Origin of the sequence: Mesorhizobium sp. M0830 (assembly GCF_040319965.1) — a bacterium.
Lineage (GTDB): Bacteria > Pseudomonadota > Alphaproteobacteria > Rhizobiales > Rhizobiaceae > Mesorhizobium.
This window is the reverse complement of the sequence record NZ_JAMYOR010000015.1, coordinates 40,477-59,075: the sequence shown is the minus strand read 5'-3', so window position 1 is coordinate 59,075 and position 18,599 is coordinate 40,477. Positions and strand designations below refer to the sequence as shown.

Annotated in this window: 11 protein-coding genes; 5 read left to right on the top strand and 6 right to left on the bottom strand. The window is 60.9% G+C overall.

Features of this window, described 5'->3' with window-relative positions:
* Window positions 1–185 precede the first annotated feature (185 nt).
* The 4 genes from NKI20_RS11865 (at window position 186) to NKI20_RS11850 (ending at window position 7,277) form a co-directional block, all read left to right on the top strand.
* On the top strand, window positions 186–911 hold the full coding sequence (locus tag NKI20_RS11865; protein ID WP_352830722.1) for a hypothetical protein: 726 nt from the start codon (window positions 186–188) through the stop codon (window positions 909–911).
* Between the two features lie 234 nt (window positions 912–1,145).
* Window positions 1,146–4,697 carry an autotransporter gene (locus NKI20_RS11860; RefSeq protein ID WP_352830721.1) on the top strand — a complete coding sequence of 1,184 codons (3,552 nt, stop codon included), beginning with the start codon at window positions 1,146–1,148 and terminating at the stop codon, window positions 4,695–4,697.
* A 206-nt stretch (window positions 4,698–4,903) separates the two neighbouring features.
* A complete protein-coding gene (locus NKI20_RS11855) occupies window positions 4,904–6,013 on the top strand; it encodes an OmpA family protein (RefSeq protein WP_352830719.1) in 1,110 nt (369 codons plus the stop codon).
* 19 nt (window positions 6,014–6,032) lie between these two features.
* Window positions 6,033–7,277, top strand: coding sequence for a caspase family protein (locus NKI20_RS11850; RefSeq protein WP_352830717.1), 1,245 nt, complete (start codon window positions 6,033–6,035; stop codon window positions 7,275–7,277).
* A 47-nt stretch (window positions 7,278–7,324) separates the two neighbouring features.
* Here the strand turns inward: NKI20_RS11850 and NKI20_RS11845 are convergent, their stop codons facing one another.
* The gene (locus NKI20_RS11845; RefSeq protein ID WP_352830795.1) at window positions 7,325–7,903 is read right to left on the bottom strand and encodes a DUF6931 family protein; all 579 of its coding nucleotides are present in this window, start codon (window positions 7,901–7,903) and stop codon (window positions 7,325–7,327) included.
* Window positions 7,904–8,095: 192 nt separating this feature from the next.
* Between NKI20_RS11845 and NKI20_RS11840 the strand changes: the two genes are divergently transcribed.
* On the top strand, window positions 8,096–8,632 hold the full coding sequence (locus NKI20_RS11840; protein ID WP_352600923.1) for an OmpA family protein: 537 nt from the start codon (window positions 8,096–8,098) through the stop codon (window positions 8,630–8,632).
* A 153-nt stretch (window positions 8,633–8,785) separates the two neighbouring features.
* On the opposite strand, the gene NKI20_RS11835 is transcribed toward NKI20_RS11840, so the two are convergent.
* The 5 genes from NKI20_RS11835 to tssM form a co-directional block, all read right to left on the bottom strand.
* Window positions 8,786–11,110, bottom strand: coding sequence for a M23 family metallopeptidase (locus tag NKI20_RS11835; RefSeq protein ID WP_352830715.1), 2,325 nt, complete (start codon window positions 11,108–11,110; stop codon window positions 8,786–8,788).
* A complete protein-coding gene (locus NKI20_RS11830; protein WP_352600927.1) occupies window positions 11,107–11,517 on the bottom strand; it encodes a DUF1036 domain-containing protein in 411 nt (136 codons plus the stop codon). The genes NKI20_RS11835 and NKI20_RS11830 overlap by 4 nt, the downstream gene beginning before the upstream one ends.
* Window positions 11,518–11,625: 108 nt before the next feature.
* Window positions 11,626–14,073 carry a serine/threonine-protein kinase gene (locus NKI20_RS11825; RefSeq protein ID WP_352830712.1) on the bottom strand — a complete coding sequence of 816 codons (2,448 nt, stop codon included), beginning with the start codon at window positions 14,071–14,073 and terminating at the stop codon, window positions 11,626–11,628.
* Between the two features lie 5 nt (window positions 14,074–14,078).
* On the bottom strand, window positions 14,079–14,852 hold the full coding sequence (locus NKI20_RS11820) for a PP2C family protein-serine/threonine phosphatase (RefSeq protein ID WP_352830711.1): 774 nt from the start codon (window positions 14,850–14,852) through the stop codon (window positions 14,079–14,081).
* A 168-nt stretch (window positions 14,853–15,020) separates the two neighbouring features.
* Window positions 15,021–18,587, bottom strand: coding sequence for a type VI secretion system membrane subunit TssM (tssM, locus tag NKI20_RS11815; protein WP_352830709.1), 3,567 nt, complete (start codon window positions 18,585–18,587; stop codon window positions 15,021–15,023).
* Between the last annotated feature and the right edge of the window lie 12 nt (window positions 18,588–18,599).

Here is an 18,599-nt window from a genome sequence, read left to right as displayed (position 1 = left end):
GCATGCTCGTTCCAGCCTGCGTCAATCCTATTCCGGCAGCCTTCGAACGCACCACACGCAAACGCAATCCTGCCTGAGCGTCTGGACTCCGTGCCGCCAAAGGCCAGCAAATTTTTATACCAAGTATCATGTCAAAGATAGGAAAAAGGGGATTTGTATGCAGTCACTGGACTGTGGAGGACACGATGCCGATCAAGATCAACCTCGCCCTGCCGGTTTATGGAGCAGCCTACAAAAGTGTGTTCGTTCGCAGCCTCTTCGCGGCCCTGACCCACAACAGCCTGTCCAGCTACGCTTTCACGCTGTCGGAAATCGAGTACACGGATATCCCGTTTTCCCGGAACTATCTGCTGACGAACTTCTACTACAACAAGCCGGATTGCAGTCACATCCTGATGATCGACAGCGACATGGGCTTTTCGCCTGATCTGATCGCCGCGATGCTGGCGCTGGACAAGCCGGTGGTCGGCACGTTGTATCCCCGGCGCCTAGTCGATCTGCGAAAACTCCACTCACTGTCGACACTGCCCTTCGACAAGGCCTTCGCACAAAGCCTGGAGTTCATCGGAACCGTCGTCGAACCCCGGCAAGAGATAGGGGGCTTTGTCCGGGTATCGTCATGCGGCACGGGTATCTTTCTGGTCTCCCGCGACTGCGTGACGGCGATGATCGAGAAGTTGCCCGACACGGTGGACCGGTCTCGTTACCGAAAGAACAAGTACACCGCTCAGTTCCAGAATTTCCTGACGCCGTTTGCGAAGATCGTGACGCCGGAACTGGATTTGCCTGACGATTTTTCTTTCTGTCACCGCTGGGCGGAACAATGTGGCGGCGAAATATGGGCAAGCTACGACCGCAAGATTGCTCATGCCGGAGACCTGACCGTTTCGGCAGCCTATTCTGATCTCTAAATGTGCCCTTTGAACGGTGATACACTGGGATCAATAGTTCGCTTCGAGCTTTTCGATAGTGACCTTGTCGCCACAGCTGGCCTGATAGTCGCCCGACGGCGAACGCCGAACCATTGCCGTAGAGCAACACGCCGCGTACACTCTCGGCGAGGCAGGTCAACGAGCCCCAATCCCATGGGTGGGGCCTATTTTAGTTTTTTGTGACGGTATCGATTTCTCGTAAAGTGGGGTCGAATGAGCGTGCCGCGCGAGGCCTATCAATTGGCGGGTGTTTCGTTGCTTGCGTTGGCGGCAGCGTCCACCTTTCAAATATCTGGCGCAGCGGCGTGCTCCGCCACTGCAAACGGCGACGGCGATCCGTTCCAGACGACATCGGTTACGGTGGAGTGCAGGACGGTCGGGGATTTTCAGGACATCGATGGCGTATTCACCACCCGGTTTAATGGGTTCCAGAACTCGTCGGAGATCAAGATCAATGACTACGATGGCAACGGCGACGACATCGTAAGGATTTTTGGCGGCGAGCTGACCGACGACGTGTCGACAACGCCCAGTGTAGGCGGGCTGCCCACGCAAGGGTCGACCTCCTTGCAGCCGGCGGATGGGACGATCGAGCTCCTTGGCGGCAAAGACCAATTCGAGATGTTCTATGGGGATTACTTGGGCGAGCCGTTCGCCCCCAACGTCAGGGCCAATCTCGATACCGGGGCGGGCGATGACACCGTCGTCATCCAGGCCGGCAGCATTCAGGACATCAACCTTGGAGACGGCACCGACAGGGCCGCGATATCCGGCGGCGCCACGCAGGTCGGTGATGTGACCGGCGGCGTTGGGGACGACGAGATAACGGTCGGTATCCTCGAGACCGAGGAGGGCGTTTTTTACAGCGCGCCGACCGTCGGCTTCATCTATGGGGGCGACGGCAGCGATACCATCACCATTGCGGGAGGCAACGTTGCTGCAGTCGATGCCGAGGCCGGCGATGACAAGGTCAGCATAGGCGGCGATGCCGCGGTCGAACTCGATGTCGACGGTGCCTCCGGAAACGACATCATAACGGTCGGCGGCAACGCCACCATCGGCGGCAATATATTCGGCAACGGTGGCAACGACACCGTCAACATCAACGGCGGAACCATCGGGACAACCACGACGCCGGGCCGCGTCGATCTCGCCGACGGCGCCGATATTTTCAACATGACCGCAGGTCACATAACCGGTTCGGTATTCGGCGAAGGTGGCGGCAACACCTATGACGTGAGCGGCGGTAGGATTGACGGTTCGATTTTCGCCGGCAGCCAGAACGACAACGTCACGGTCTCAGGCAGCGCCAGTATCGGCATCGACCTTGGCGAGAGTGGGAACGACACCGATTCTGTCGGCCTGGAGGATGGCGACGACAGCTTCTCGATGACCGGCGGCACACTCGGCGGCGCCGTGAGCGGCGGCGCCGGCAATGACACGATCGATTTCCGCGGCGGCACGATAAATGGTTTCATCGAAGGCAATGACGGCAACGACCGGATTTTCGTATCCGGCGGCATTCTCACCGATGAAATCATCGGTGACCTAGGCAACGATACGATCACCATCAGCGGCGGAACGATCGCCGGGCCGGTTTCCGGCAATGACGGTGATGACCATATCAGCATCTCGGGCGGCACCATTGGCACAGCCGCCGTGCCGACCCAGGTCGATCTCGGTACCGGGGTCAATACATTCGACATGAGCGGCGGCACGGTCAACGGATCTGTTTTCGGGGAAGGCGGCGGCAATACCTATGCGATCAGCGGCGGCACGGTCACCGGATCGCTGTTCGCCGGCGACCTCAACGACAGCGTCATGATTTCGGGTACCGCCAACATCCAGGGCAACGGCCTCGGCGTCTTCGCGGTTGTCGTGCCGAGTGGTACCGTAGCATTGGAAGATGGCAACGACACGTTCAACATGTCCGGCGGCATGGTCGGCGGTTCGGTCACTGGCGACGATGGCAACGACACCGTCACGGTCTCCGGCGGCACGGTCGGCGGCAACGTCAGCGGCGGCGCCGGCTTCGACAACGTCTCGGTCATCGGCGGCACCATTACTGGCGGCATCGAAGCCGAGCATGTCCATCTGTCAGGCGGCACGATCGGCGGTAACATCACTGGCCTCGGGCCCGACACGCTCGTCATCGACGGTATCGGCACGGTCGATCCGCTCAATCTGAGCGATGGCGTGCTGTTTAGTGGAACGAATGCCAATGGCACTGTCACCGACACCGACCTCGCGGCCGGCGGCAAGAGCCAGAACTTTACGGGCTTCGACAATTTCTCGGCCGACGCTTCCACACTGCGTTTCAGCGGCGGCACGCAAGGCATCAACCAGCTCAACCTCGGCAACGGCTCGAAGCTGTTCATCAACGGCAACGTCACCATGCCGGGTTCGATCATCGCGACCACGAGTTCGCTGATCGACATGCGCAATGGTGTCGCCAACGACGTCTTGACGCTCGGCGGCCTCACCCTCAACGGCGCCCGCATCGGCCTCGACATCAACCAGCAGACGGTGCAGTCGGATCAACTGGTCGCCGGCGCGTTCTCGGCCACCGGCGTCAATACAATCATCGTCAACCTGCTCGGCACGCCGCAATTCACCCAGGCGACCGATATCCCGCTCATTGTTTCGACCAACGGTCCGGTCACCGGGACGTTCAGCGTCGCAGGTGTTCCCGGCACGCCGGGCTCGCTTTTCACCTATCAGGTCGTAGCCGGCCCGAATGGCGGCTTGTTCCTGCGTGCCACGCCGGCCAATTTCGGCATTGCGGCGGCGCCCACCAGCGCCACCAACGCCGGCGCGGTCACGGTGGCAATCGACGCTCTCTACGGCATAAACCGCGACGCGCTCGATGCTGACCTCCACCTTTCGCCCGCATCCGGATCTGGAATGGTGCCGGTTTCGGAGAGCTTCGGGGTCTTTGCCTCCGGCCAGTTCGCCCATACCGAGCATGACGGCTACAACATCAGCGGCGGCGGCTTGAATGGACCCGGCCCGAGCTTCGATGCCAATGATTTTTCGGCCGCCATCAGTCTTGATTTCAATGCCGCCAAACACTTCCAGTTCGACAATGAGTATGGCCTGAACATCGGCGTTTTCGCCGGCTACGCCTCGACCGACGTCAGCCTCGGCGCGTTCCGGGGATTTGATGCCATAGGCGAAGGCACCAACAAGGCTGGCCTGTTCGGCGGCTACGTGTTGTTTCGCAAAAGCGTCGACTACGCGTTGGTCTCCGCCTCCGGCTTCATCGGCGGAAGCGACGTGACGAACGGCGTGCTCGGCACCACCGGCAGCTATGATACCAAGGGCTATGCGGTTACGGCATCGGTCGGCCACATCTTCAAGCTGGGCGAGCGCACCCGTTTCGACCTGCGCGGCGGCTTGCTTGGCGTTTCATTCCGCGGCGATCCCTATACAGACAGCGGCGGCAACGAGTTCGGCAAGAGCCAGCTTTCTTTTGGCGCGATCAAGCTCGAGCCCGGCATCTATGGCGATTACACGCTGAGCAACGGCATGGTGTTCAGCCCCTATGCGCGGGGCGAATTGCAGCAGCGTTTCGGCTACAAGAACACCACCGAAATCGACACCAGGGAGATCAACTTCGACGATGCGGATTTTTCCGCCGCGCTGTCGACCGGCTTTAACCTGAAAGTGTCGGACTCGACCACCGTCAACGGCGAAGTCCGTGGCAAGGCGTCTTCAGACAGTTCCACCATCGGCGCCAAGTTCGGATTGAAGATCGCCTTCTAGCCAGTGTGGCGTGGCCGGATTATGGACTGGCCAAGCACTCCAGCCGAGACGCTCGCCAAGCGAGAGCAAGTGTTCTATGCTCTCCATCGGCACCGAGCAATTCCAGGAAAAGAGACGGTTTTCCGTCCGGAATTGCGTCAAAACAAACAGATGGAGCGGTTTGCCGTTTCCGTGAAAGCGTGAACTGCTCTAGGCAGGGGGGTTCCATGTTCGAAGTCGTCGGATTCTGCTGGAAAATACGGTCGAGAAGTCGGCTCGCCATAAACGCACTTGGCTTGATCGTTGCGCTGTCCGTGCTGCTTTTGCCCGGACTGGGAACCGCGAACGCACAGGCGAACTGGACGCTCGATCCCGCCGCGTCGGTGCTCACCTATCAGTCGGTCAAGAAGAACACGATCGTCGAAACCAACAAGATCAGGAACATTTCCGGCAGCCTTACTTCGGCGGGTGACGCCAAAGTCACCTTCGATCTCAATTCGGTCGATACGGGGGTCGATCTTCGCAATGTCCGCATGCGGTTCCTTTTCTTCGAGACATTCAAGTTTCCGTCCGCCGAACTGACCGCGAAGGTCGATCCCGCGGCGTTTGCCGACCTGCCGACCAAGCGACGTGTGAAGGCGGTGCTTCCGTTCCGTCTCAACTTGCACGGGGTCGACAAGAACCTTGAGGCCAACGTCGTGGTGACCATGATTAGCGACAACATGGTATCGGTCGCTTCGGAGGCTCCGGTCGCCGTGCATGTGGAGGACTTCGGGCTGTTGCCGAATGTCGACAAACTCCAGCAGGCGGCCAATGTGACCAACATTGTTCCGACCGCATCGGTGTCGTTCGATTTCGTGTTCACCGCTGACGGCAGCAAGCCGGCTGCTGTCCAGCCTGTTGCGGCGAAGACCGCCGATGTCGGACCCGTCGCCACCGATGCCGCGAAGACGAACTTCAGCGACGAGGAGTGCCTCAACCGGTTTGCGGTGCTGTCGCGCACCGGGGCTATCTACTTTCGAACGGCGAGCGCGCGGCTCGATACCCAAAGCCGTCCGCTGCTTGCGGAGGTCGTCGGTGTCGTTGGCAAGTGCCCAGGCCTGAAGGTCGAGGTTTCCGGACATACCGATTCCGATGGGTCGCCTGTCGAGAACAAGCGCTTGTCGGAGCGGAGGGCCGAGGCGGTTGCCGATGCCATTGTCGCCGCGGGCATTCCTCGCACGCAGATCGCGGCGACCGGCTACGGCGAGGAGCGGCCGGTTGCCGCCAACGACACGCCGAAGAACAAGGCGCTCAATCGGCGGATCGAGTTTTCCGCCACCAAGCTCGTCAACTGAGGAAGGATCCGTTGTCCCGGTGAGTTTCGATCTGATCGCCCGTTGTGGTGGCCTTATGCGCGGCATCGGGCTTGCAGCACTGGCATTACTTTTGACTTTGTCGGCCGCCAATGCCGAACGCCGTGTCGCGTTGGTCCTTGGCAACTCCCAGTATCAGCATGCCCCGGCGCTGACCAATCCGGTACGCGATGCCCAGGCCATGGCCGAACGCCTGAAGAACTTGGACTTTGAAGTCGTTTCCGGCTTCGACCTGACCAAATTGCAGACCCAGACGACGATTGCGCAGTTCGCCAAGCAGGTTCGCGGCGCCGACATCGCCCTGTTCTTCTACGCCGGCCATGGGTTGCAGGTTTCAGGCAGCAACTACCTTCTTCCGATCGATGCAGCACTTGAGGACGAGACCTCGCTCGACTTCGAGGCGGTGCCCGTGGATTTCATCTTGCGGCAAATGTCACGCGAGACCAGCATAAGGCTGATTTTCCTCGACGCCTGCCGTGACAATCCGCTTGCCGATGTGTTGGCAAAGACCGCCGGCGTCAAGGGAGCAAGGAGCGGCCTTGCCGAAATTCCGATCGAGAATGGTGGTGCGGGCACGCTTGTCGCGTTCGCCACCAGTCCTGATCGGGTCGCCTATGACGGGTCGGGCGAACATTCGCCGTTTGCTTCGGCGCTGCTCGCGCATATCGGCGAAACGAATGTTTCCATCACCGAAGCGATGAACCGCGTTACCGCCGATGTCTTCAAGGCAACCGCCGGCAAACAGCGCCCCTGGACCAATGTCTCACTGACCACCGAGGTCGTCCTGCACAAGATCGATCTCAACGCGCCGCTGATCGTCGGCGAGGCGAGCGCTCAGCAACCGGAAGGCGGCTCGGACGGGCGCAACACCACGGCAAATCCGGCCGGCCCCGGTGACGACGCCCAACTCGCACTCAATGTGCTTCGTCAGAAGATACCGAAGCTTGCCTCGGACGACCCCATCTTTTTCGACCACCCGATCAATTTTGGCGATCCGGAAATCGACGGCAAGAGCATTGCCGAGCTCATCAAGGGCAAGCCACGCTTCAGTCCGGTGGAGGGGCTCGACAAGTCGGTATGGGAAGGCAAGCATTGCGACGGCTGCCATCAGTGGAACGAGGCCCGGCTGTGCGAACAGGCGAAAAATTTCGCCTCCAACGATGTCTCTGTTTTGCGCCTGCAGCATCCGCTCGGAACACGCTTCAAGGTGGCGCTTGCCAAATGGGCTCAAGGTGGCTGCAAGTGATACAGGGCGTTGATGGCATCCATCCAGTTTGTGCCGGGGTGAATGCTTTAATACGCATCCGCTGATTGGCGCAGCGCCTCGATCTCGGCCATCTGGATGCCCATTTCGACAAAGGCCGAAAGAACGGCAAACCGGTCGGCGAGCGCGACACGTGCCAGTCCGGTCAGAATCCCGGCATTGACCGCATGGGCGGCAGGAAATGGTTGCAGGGCCGATACCATCGTCGCGGCCCTGGCCGAACCATTGTCACGCCATCCCGCGGCCAGGACAATCCAGCCGACCGGCGTCGTTGGCTGTGTCGTCGCGGCCGCACTGACTGCTGCCCGATGATGCGGGCTGTCCGGTTCACCCACCCAGTCGCGGACAAGCGCGAGCAAACCGTGATCGGTCTCATCGAACAGGTCGGTCAGGTGGCTCAGGCATTCATGGGCCCACCAGACCGCGGCCCGCTCTGGAAGCAGATAGGCACAAAATGTAATCGCTTCCTCGGGAACGCGCCCGGCGAGGAGGTCGCGGCAGAACTCGATCGAGCGCTGGTCGGTTGGAAGGGCTCTCATGTCCCGGGCAACAGCAGGACAGGCCATGAAAAGATCCCGTGCCGTTTTGAACCGGAGCCCATTGGCCATGACCGCCACGCTTTCATCGAGGAGCTCTGGCCACTCAAGCCTCACGCGCGGCGCGGGTCAAGTCTCATCCTGTGACGCGCCGACAACTCGCGGCATTGTCGTGCCCTCAGTGTTTTGTCGACAGACAGTTGCCTTGGAATTTGGTATGATCGCGATCATCGAAATCGGATTGCTCAAACAGGAGGAGCCGCTATGCAGTGGAGCAGTTCAGCTTTTGTGTTGGCGGTCGTGTTTTTCTCGACCCACGCTTCCGCCGATCCCGTTCAGAAATCAGAAGACATTGTGAAGTTTTTTGCCGGTGCGGCCGATCTCGGCAAGTCGCGAGGAATTTGTGTCGGCTCCGAGGAGGAGTGCAAAAGCCAGACCAAGTCAAATGACGCGCCAGCAGGAAAATCCAGCCTCGACATGCTGATCAATTTCGGGCTGGATTCGGCCGAGCTCGACACGACTGCGCGCGCTGAACTCACCGAATTCGCCAAGGCCCTGAAGGACAATCGGCTGCGCACGTTCAACTTCGTCGTCGAAGGCTACACCGACGCCACCGGCACCGTGCATTACAACGAAGGCCTGTCGCAGCGACGAGCGCAATCGGTGGCGACCTTCCTGACAGCCAGCGGGATTGAGACCGCGCGCATCAATGCGATCGGCATGGGCGAAAAAAATCCCCGCAGCCCAAACCCATACGATCCCGTGAACCGCCGTGTGGAAATGCGGATAAAGACGGAATAAAGCCGGCAAAAGTGTGAAACGGTTTTCCGTCCGGATTGCGTTAAACAAACAGAGTGCGCGGTTCGGCGTTTCCATGAAACGCTCTGAAGCCTGTTCCATCCCGATGGGATGGGGATCATCAACAGTCCGAGACACTCATGCCGCGCGGCCAGGTCAAAGCGTATTCTGAATCGAGCCTATGAGGGCGGTGACGGCCTGTTTGTATTTTTCGAACTCCGGCGATGTCTGGCGGATCTGCGTGGTCTGCGGGCTCGTGTCTGTAGCCACACGGCTTAGTTTTTGGCCCATTTTTCTTTCGGCCCAGTCCACCACGTAGCTGGCTGTCTTGCCGGTGAGAAACGGATTGGCCTGGATGACGGCCGAACCCAGCACGGCGCTCAGTTGCGCCGAACCTGTCGCCGCCAGCACCTGATGCGCGCCTTCCATCCCCAGGAAATGACAGAGATAGAGCCGTCCAGCTGTGATCTGGTGACCGCGCGCCCGAAGATAGGCCTCGCCTTCGCGCGCCAGATTGCGCACCATCTCGCGCGAGATCGTGGCGTCGTAGCGCAGAGCGAGCAGGTCGGCAGTCGACAGCGTGCGCGCAAGCTCCGGGCGATAGGTGCTCATCATCCTGATCCAGGTCTTGGTTATGAACTGGCCGGCGCCGGTCGCTGAAGAATTTGGGTTCTTGGCGCGAGCGCTGCCGCCACTTTCGACATGAACAATGCGGTCGGTGAGCGTTTCGACAGCGGAATCGTCTGAAGCGATCGCGGTAACCCTGCCCAGCGGGTCGATCGCCTCGCCATTCTGATAAAGTTCGAAATGCAGGTGAGGCCCGGTCGAAAGGCCGGTGGTGCCGATGTATCCAATGATGTCGCCGGCTTTCACCTTGGTGCCGACGCCGGCCGGGATTGCAAATTTCTGCATATGCGCATAGCGCGTCTCGCGCCCGTTTCCGTGCGAAATCTTCACCAGATTGCCATAGTTGCCGCCATCGCCTTGGAAGGTGATCTCGCCATCGAAGGCCGCTGCGATCGGCGTGCCAACGGGAGCCGCCCAATCGACGCCCTTGTGGATGCGAACGGTCCCGAGGATTGGATGCTTGCGTGGCCCGAAGGTGGAGGTCATAACCCCGTTGACCGGTGTGACCATGCCGTTGGTTACCGTCAGCGAGCGAACCTGATCGTCACCGGTGACGCACGCAAACTGGCCGTCGCTCTGCTGGAAGACGAAACAGTCGAGGCTCTTTTCGCTGCCCTGGACACCCACATACAGCACCCGCCCGGCACCTTCGTCCTTGCCGCGCGGCATCTGCGAATAGATCAGCACGAGGCGCTGGTCCTCGCTTGCAAAGGCGTCCAAGTCCTGTCCTCTCGAGAGATACATGATCGCTTCGCCGATCACGCCGGTCGGGACATTGTTGCGGGCCGCCGTCGAGTAGATCGCGTCGAGCAGACGGTATTGCCTTTTGTGCGTGCCTTCCGCCTGTGCGCCCGAATAATTGAACAGGTCTTCGCGGACCCAGGGATCGACGCCCGACACGAACGCGCCGGCGGCATTGCGCGTCAGCGTGCCGACGAACACGTTCCTGGCGTAGATCGAAACCTGCATGAGAGACATCGTGGTCGTCCCGCGGCTCGGCCTGAAACCGCGCATGGCAACCACATAACCCGGTTCCAGACTGTCCCGATTGAAAAGCGCCTTCAGGGCCTCAGCTGCCAGCTTTGCATCGTCGGCGGAGAAATGCGCATCGAGCACAACGCTGTCCAGGCTGCGGTCGTTGAGGGTTTTCACGAACATGTCCTCGGTCGCCTCGAACCGCTGATAGTCATTCGTGACGACCGCGACGCTGGTGTTGTTTTCGATCTGGGTCTTCTGGAATGCGGGAAGGGCAGCATCGCCCGCGTCGATTGTCTCGCCCCAGCCGGCTTCGGGATCGTCGGCGTCTGCCTTCTGGTCCGGAACCGCCGCGGGTTCCTCTGCGGTGGGTGATGGCTCAAGATCGTTCTGGAGATCGCCGGATGGTGCGGCAGCGATCTTTCTTTGCGCCTGAAAGAATGCGAAATCCTCCTGCGTCGACGGTATCGTCGTCATGAATTTTTCGCTGGCGCTAAGCATGACGTCGGACAGAATTTCGATCTGGGGAGAAACGCCGGCCTGATCGAGTTCCGCCGGGCGCGGCATCGTTCGGCCTTTCGTTGCGGCGCCGGCATCGGGCGCCAGGGTGATCCACATTGGATCCCCGGCAAGGTCGATGATGGCCGGCACATAGACGGATGCATCGGCCGGCACATCATCCACTCCCTCGACCGCGTGCAACTCCTCATCTTCGTCGCCGAACGACCAATAGTCCGCGGTGAGGTAGAAACCGGCGGCGATCGAAAGCAGGAGAACCACCGCGAGACCGGCAATAAGCCTGCGCCAAAGCGCGCGCCTGCGAAGGGCGGCGCGCGCCTGCTTTTTGTGCCTGAAGCTCGTGTCGATATTGTGCGTCACGGATTGCTTCCGGTCAGGAAGAAGGTCCAGCGGACCTGTTCGAGCGTATCGACTTCGAGAAATTGCGCCGCGATATGGCCGCGCTGCCAGCATTCATCGATGCCGCGTATCGAGAAACGGCGCCGCTCGATGCACATTTCTGTCGATCCGGTGAGGATCGCATGACCGAACACGTCCGTGGCATAGATGTAGATGTAGCGGTTCGTCAGTTCCTCGCGGATGACGTTCACGCATTGATTGGCGCCGATGGTCCACCAGCCATCGGTCTGGTCCGCATTGTCGACCTTCTGGCCGACGGCGAGATTGACGACGTCGAGTGTCTGATTGCAAACCGTGAATTCGGCGCGCGCTTCGCTGGATGACAGCACCGCCAGCAGCGCGGCGCCCGCCATGACTGCAAGCCTCATGTGGCCTGTCAGGGCACCCAGGGCTCGAAGCGGATTATGCTGCTCTATGGGCAGGTCGGCAGACGAACGGGGCGAACGCGAGCGGCGGAGTTCCATCGGGCGTCCATGCTATCCGCCGAGCCGGAAATACTGGGCGGTGGCCGAGAACCGAGTCCCATCGGTCTCAATTTCTTCAAGAATTTTGGGGAGCAGCACCGCGGCGGGTGTCGGCGTGGAGAACGCGGCCGCCTGAATATCATGGAGGCCCGTGATCACCATTATGATCTGCGGCACGGCCTTTCCGGCGGCTTTGTCGGCCGCGCCGAGGCCAATCGGGATGCTGAAAGTAGCCTTGCCCGGTTCTACGACGATGCGGTCGTCGAGATTGAATACCATGCCTTTGTGATCGATCAGCAGCACGCTGGAGACGAGCCCGCCGCGTGTCACCAGCGTGCCGCTGACCGGCGTGCCGTTCGGCACCGACGTCCGATCGAGAATAAGCTGCGGCTTGTCGGCGGCGGTCTGCCCCAGAAAGCGCAGAAAATTGGTGACTTCGCATTGGCTTGGCTCGATGAGGCGGACGCTGATGTCCGGCTCGATGTGGAATTTTGCCTGGAAATCGCCCAGCATGCGCTCGAATGGCTGGACCGCAGTTCCAAATCCTTCGATCGCGGTGGCCTTGTCGGTTGCCGACGTCATGGTCGCATAGAAACAATCGCCGCCGCCGAAGTCGCGAACCCAGGAGACCCGTTGCGCAATGTCGTCGACGGCCGCGGGAACCCCTGGTTTGGGCACGTTCAACGCGACGACAGGCTGGTCGGGCTGTTTGGCTTCCGGTAGTGCGGCTTTTTGGCTCTCGGTCTTCGCGGTATCTGTCTGGCTTGCGGCGGGTTCAGGCGCCGGCGTGGTCGCCTTGGGCGGTGTCGGCTGGTTGGTCTGTAGCTCGGCCTTTTGGCTCTTGACAACCTCTGGCTTGGCCGGCGGCGGCGTCGACACGCTCTCGGCTGCTGACGGCGCTGGAGCGGTCGTGACAGGTGGCGCCGCCGACGTCTGGCTGTCGCTGGCCACTGCATCGGGCTGGATTGCCGGTGATGCCTTTTCGGGCGGCGGCTGCACGTCCGTAGTTGGCTTCGGGGGTGCCCCGGTCTGCGAGGGGACTCCGGCGGGCTTGGCCGGCCGCGGCTTCTGAGCTGCCGCTGCATCTTGCTGATTTTCAGCCGGCGGTGCGCCGGCCTCCGGCTGCGCGAGCGGAACTGCCTTTGCCGGCTCGGGGGCATTCGCGGCAGTGTCCGCCGGGGGCGGCTTTGACAGCTCTGGGGCGGGCTTTGATGGCTCTGGTGCGGAAAGCGATATCTTATCGACGGTCGGCGTCGCAGGCGTCATGAAGCCGCTCAGATAGAGCCCTGCGCCGGAGGCGACAGCAAGCGTCGCCAAGGCGGCGATGGCTACGGTCCGGGTGGTCTTTGCGGGTTTTGCGCGCACATCCGCCTTGACCGCGCGCGGAGGACCGACGGCCGGGGATGGCTGCGGTGCGGTCAAAAGCGCGGGCCGGACATGCGGGACAAAGCGCTCGCGCGTGCCCGTCGCCAGCGGCGCGTCGTGTCCCGCGACATTGGATGGCTGAGGCTGGCCCTTAGGATCAGGAGCAAGGGCTTGCTCGGCTGGCGGCAAGACCGGTCGCTTGCGTGGTGGGATGGACGTCGGCGGCATCGTTCCTTCGTCTTCGCCACGCGTCATTCTGGCGATGTCCGCCATGCTGGCCGGCCGGTCTCGCGGATCCGGTTGCAGCATGGCTTCAACAATGTCACGAAAATCGTCGTCGATGTCGGAGAGATCAGGCACGGTCCGGCGCTTTTCGATGACCTCGAACTGCGATCCGCTCATGTCGATCGGCTTGCCGCGCAAAGCGGCAACCAGCACCAGCCCCAGGCTGTAGATGTCGGATTGCTCACTGACGTCGCCGCTGTAGAGCCCGAGCTGTTCGGGTGAAACATAATTGTACTTTCCCGCGAACTTTCCGCCGATCAGGGTCTCACCGCCCACGCTCGCCGACCGGGCGATACCGAAATCGATGATCTTCGCGCGGTCGACCCGGCCGCCGGGCAGGATGATGTTATCGGGGGAGAGGTCGCGGTGTATTGCTCCAGCTTGATGGACGGCGCTCAAACCGGAAGCGAGGCGGTGGCAGAGCTTGCGCACATCTGCCGTCGGCATCGCGCCACGTCGCATGATGTCGAACAGCGACTCGCCGTCGACGAATTCCATGGCAAGGTAGGGACGGCCGATCCCGGGATCGATCGTGAAGACGTGGTACCGCACGACCGCGTCATGCGACAGGTGATTGAGGATCAATGCCTCCTTGCGGAACAGCGATAAGATCGTCTGGTCACGGGCGAACTCGGGCAAGACGATCTTGATCGCGACATGGTCACCGGTCTGGATATTATGGCCACGGTAGACCTCGCCCATGCCACCGAATGCGATCCGCTCGTCGAGTTCGTAGATGCCGCTGAGTTGCGTGCCTACGGCGGTGTTGGCCATGCCCCCCGATATTCGCGTCTTATCGTCGGCGCTCATGAGCCTCAAGCCTCCGCTCTATGCGGATCTGGACGAGGCGATTGGCCATCGCGCCGGTCTCCGATCTTCACAAGCACGATCGTCACGTTGTCCGTTCCGCCGCGCGCCAGCACCATGTCGAGCAGGTTCTCGCAGGCTGCCTGAGGTGTCGCCGAAACAGTCGCCGCCTCGATCTCGGCGTCGGTGACATGCGCCGTCAGCCCATCCGTGCTCAACACAAAAATGTCCCCAGGCATGATTTCGCCCTGCTGGAAATCGATGACAATCTCGTCGCTGACGCCGATCGCTTGTGTGATGACATTGCGGCGCGGCCAGGTGCGCGCTTCGGCTGCGCTGATGATACCCCGGTCGATGAGCTCCTGAACTTCGGTGTGGTCTCTCGATATTTGCGAGATCGAGGCGTTGCGGATTAGATAGACGCGGCTGTCACCCGCCCACAGGCAGGCAAACCGCCCGTCCATCGCCAGCAGCGCGGCAACGGTAGAACCGATGGTTATGCCGCGAGATTCGGCTATGCCGCGGATCTCGGCATTGGCCCTGCTCAGCCTGTCCTCAAAGCGCGCCCGAAGATCGGGTGCCGAGCTCGCGATGCCGATCGTTGCCAGATGATCGACGATACTGGCTGAAGCGACCTCTCCGGCCTCATGTCCACCCATTCCGTCGGCTACCACCCAGAGGCCAGTGTGTGGCTCGACCAGATAGCTGTCTTCATTGAGCTCACGGACAAGGCCTTTGTGGCTCACGCCGAAGCTTTCAATGGGAAGGGCGACAGTATTCAATTTGCCACCAAGCGCTTTTCAGGCGTCCTTCTGCGGCGCACCTTTGGACGCTCGCTCGCGCCACTTTGCCACAGGCTCGAACATTAAAGTATCGAAAACTAAGGAAAACCAAGGTTTGACCGTATGTGGTCTGCGGATCGGCACCATGCTCAGCAGATCATCCCCATCTCAAAACGCCTTGGGACAGCTGAACCCGGAAAGCGCGGGGAGGAACAAGGGGTTGGAGCCTGAGCCTGTCTGGAGCGTATAAGAAACGTCGCGTCCGCCGATCACGAAGCGCGCTTGCATGCTGCTGTCGTCGCCGGTGACGGCAGCCTTGTCCAGAAGCCGTTTCAGGGCCCACGGCCCTTCGAACTTGATCGCGGATTCGCGGCCTGGCATTTCCGGTGTCAGGCTTAGGCTGGCGTACGCGGAAGCCGTACCGCCCGGCCAGGTGACCGCACTTGGCGCGTTGCCGGTCTGGTTGCTCTGGACGATCTGGCCGTCGGCATCGAGTATCGCCGTATCGGCATCGCCGTTCAGTGAGAACGGTGTGAAAGTGATGCTGACCGAAGGCACCGAACCGCCCGATGGGAAGAAGGCGCTGCGGATTTCCGCGGCCAGTTGGAAGTCTTTCAGGGTCGATTTCGACAGGTCGCGTCCAAAGCGCGCATCCTGTTTCCAGCTCCAGTCGTGGCCGGTCATGTCGATCAGCGATGCGAGATTTTGTGCGAAGAACCGGTCCAGCAAGCCGCCCGGGGCGAACAATTTCGCGAAATCCGCCATCGCAACATCCTCGGTGGCGTCGCCGGCGAAGGGATAACGGCCGTTGATCGCGGCTTCACAGGGGGCCGTCACCGTCTGGTCGAGTATCTGGTTCAAGTTGGTCACCGAGGTTTCGGCGACATCTTCTTCGAACTCATCCGCCGTCGCGTTGACCATCCGGCCGAGTTGCTTGGGCAGGCGTGAGACATTGGCGCGAAGCGTGGCTATCTGTAGCTGCAGGTTCGAACTGACGCGCTCCGTCTGCGAAGGAACTTCGGCCGCCAGTTGCAGGCTCTGATAGATATCGCTGAAGTTGTGGGTCAGGGCATCAATTGGGCGGTGTCCGGCAGGGCCGTTCACAAGGGCCTGGAATGGTCTGAATTGCGCTTCGATGTTTGCACCTGGATCGACGTTCCGTGCGTCGGCGGCCCCCGTGCCGGCGCGGCTTTGCGATTTGCCGTTGGCGATTTGTAGGCCGATGCGGGCCAGGCCCTTGGCCAGATCCGCGGCGTTGCGCGGCGGGTTCTGAGTCGTGCCTGCTTCGATCTCGGTGCCGGGACCGTTGCCGTCACCTGGGTCCCGCGTTAGAGCTGTTTCGTTGGCGATCGCCGCAAAGAGCTGGTTCATCGGTGAGCTTGGGGAGGCAGCGGCTGAAAGGGCGATGTAGTGCGGCTTGTCCGTCAGCATCGCCTTGAATTTCAACTGGTCGAGAACGCCGTTCCACGCGGCCGCGAACTCCTTCCCGTAGCGATCGAGAAGTTCGGGGCCGAGCTTGAGCAGTTGCTGGTTGATGTCGCCTCGTTCGCCGCCGCCGCCGAGAACCCACTGCTCGTCGACAAGCATCTGCGCAATGCGCGAAAGTTGCCGAAGATAGAAGGTGTTGAAGCCGGAATGGGTGTAAATTCCGGGAACACGAAGCCCTGACAGATCGCTGCCATCGATGCGCTCGAACAGCAGCTGCGCTTCCGGCCCACCTTTCTGGGATACGGAAAAATCGTCCAGCGCGGCCGCGTATGTCGCCGACTTGATCAAAGCCGAAGCTCGATCGGCAAGGCTCATACGCCCGAGAGAACGTTGAGCGGCTTCAACAAGCGGCCGGTTGAGTTCGAAGACGGGATCGTAAGCGTCGTCCAATGCCAGCATGGCGCGCAGGTGCTTTTCGAGCTGCTCGCGTCCTTCGCGATTGTTTTCGCCTGGATAGCGGTTCTGCTCCCAATCCTGCTTCATCCAGGAAACGATCAAGGCGTCATCGACCTTCGGTGCCTTGCCGCCAAGCATCAGATAGATTTTCAACGGTTCGTAGAGCGCGACGGGATCGGCCATCTTGGCCTGGATCGTCCGCTCGGCCTGGATCAGCAGGCGCGATCGGAACATTCGTTCCAGCCCCTGCCGATAGGCCGTTTTGGACGCCGAAAGAAGTCTCTCACGCTGACTGAGGCCGAACGTCTCTTCGATCGGTGTCGGCAGGTCACCGTTTTCGAACCCGGCCGGCAGATCGCGCAACTGGTCGAGCGGGCCGATGACGTTTTCAAGGTCGACATCGGTAACCGTGGCCGTCTTGAGCAATGGGGCCGCCGTCTCGCGATACTGGCCCATGGCAAGAGTTGTGGAGGCTATCAGCGATCGGTTGGCCGCAAAGCTCAGGGCGAGCGTACCCAGTGCGGCGGCAGCGATCAGCGTTATTGCGCCGAGGCCGCCAAGCCTGGCGATCGCCGCACGCCTTGCGGCCGATTTGTCATACGAAACCCATCCGGATTCGGCAAAAATGACGTCCGTCAGCAGATCATGCAAAAAGAAGCTTTTGCCAGTTCCGGAAAAGTGCGGACGGGAATTGCCGCCGAAATTGCGGCCGATCGCGCCCAGCACCTGATCGATAGGCGTTCCCTCTTGCGTGCCTGACGAAAAATACAGTCCACGCAGGCTGACGTTCACCTGGCTTCGGGTCGGATCGAACAGGCTAGCGACAAAACTGGTAATTCGACTCCTCAGCGCGCCGAACTGTGCCGGAAAGCCGAAGATGGAGATGCGAGTGACCGGATCAGCCTCTTCCTGGAGGCGGTCGGCCATCTCGTCTACCAATCGTTTTGCCAGCGCATCGAATTCGGCAGGGGCCCCGGCGGCCATGTTCCTGTCGCGCTCCGCGGTCTGGAATGTCGCGCCCCATACCTTGCGCCTGCGTGGCTCGTCGAAACCGCCGAAGTAATCCATGAATCCGGAGACAAGATCGGCCTTGGTGAAAAGCAGATAAACTGGAAACTGGATTTTCAGCGTCTCGTGGATTTCCCTCAGCCGGCTGCGTATCTCGGTGAGGTGGGCATCAAGCTGCTGATCGTCGAAGCTCATCAGATCGGCAAGGCTGATGGCCAGGATGACGCCGTTTATCGGTTGCCTGGCGCGGTATTTCTTGAGCAGCGACAGGAAGGCGAGCCAGCTCTTCTTGTCGCTCTCGGCATTGGAATCCTGCGTCGTGTAGCGTCCTGCGGTGTCGATCAGCACGGCCTGGTCGGTGAACCACCAGTCGCAGGCACGTGTTCCGCCAATGCCAGCCACCGGTTGGGCGTCTCCCGAACCGGCAAGCGGAAAATTCAGACCCGAATTGACCAGTGCCGTTGTCTTGCCGGCACCCGGCGGGCCTATGACGACGTACCAGGGGATCTCGTAGAGGAAGTTGCGCTTGCCGCTCGACCGTTTGAGCGCCGCCACGGCCTCATTCATGCGGGCTTCGAGCACCCGCGCATCATCATCATCACGATCGTCATTGTGCGCAATGACGGTTTCAAGTGCTTTTTGCGCTTTCCTCGCCTGCCAAAAACGCAGCCCGTAATAAAGCGCCAGCGTCGCCACGATCACACCAATGATCGTCGCGCGTAGCCAGGCAGGTCCGAGCGGCCGGCTATCGGCGAACCGGATCAAGGGGCCGGCAAACCACACCGCCGCCGCGAAGCCGCCCAGCGCGGTCACGCTGAATATCCGCAGCAGCCAACGCGTCATGGGTGCTTCCAA

What these genes read in the sequence shown, in the direction of transcription:
- NKI20_RS11865 (WP_352830722.1), top strand. Translation starts at nt 186, where the DNA reads ATGCCGATCAAGATCAACCTCGCCCTGCCGGTTTATGGAGCAGCCTAC.
- NKI20_RS11860 (WP_352830721.1), top strand. Translation starts at nt 1,146, where the DNA reads ATGAGCGTGCCGCGCGAGGCCTATCAATTGGCGGGTGTTTCGTTGCTT.
- NKI20_RS11855 (WP_352830719.1), top strand. Translation starts at nt 4,904, where the DNA reads ATGTTCGAAGTCGTCGGATTCTGCTGGAAAATACGGTCGAGAAGTCGG.
- NKI20_RS11845 (WP_352830795.1), bottom strand. Translation starts at nt 7,903, where the DNA reads ATGGCCAATGGGCTCCGGTTCAAAACGGCACGGGATCTTTTCATGGCC.
- NKI20_RS11840 (WP_352600923.1), top strand. Translation starts at nt 8,096, where the DNA reads ATGCAGTGGAGCAGTTCAGCTTTTGTGTTGGCGGTCGTGTTTTTCTCG.
- NKI20_RS11830 (WP_352600927.1), bottom strand. Translation starts at nt 11,517, where the DNA reads ATGAGGCTTGCAGTCATGGCGGGCGCCGCGCTGCTGGCGGTGCTGTCA.
- NKI20_RS11825 (WP_352830712.1), bottom strand. Translation starts at nt 14,073, where the DNA reads ATGAGCGCCGACGATAAGACGCGAATATCGGGGGGCATGGCCAACACC.
- tssM (WP_352830709.1), bottom strand. Translation starts at nt 18,587, where the DNA reads ATGACGCGTTGGCTGCTGCGGATATTCAGCGTGACCGCGCTGGGCGGC.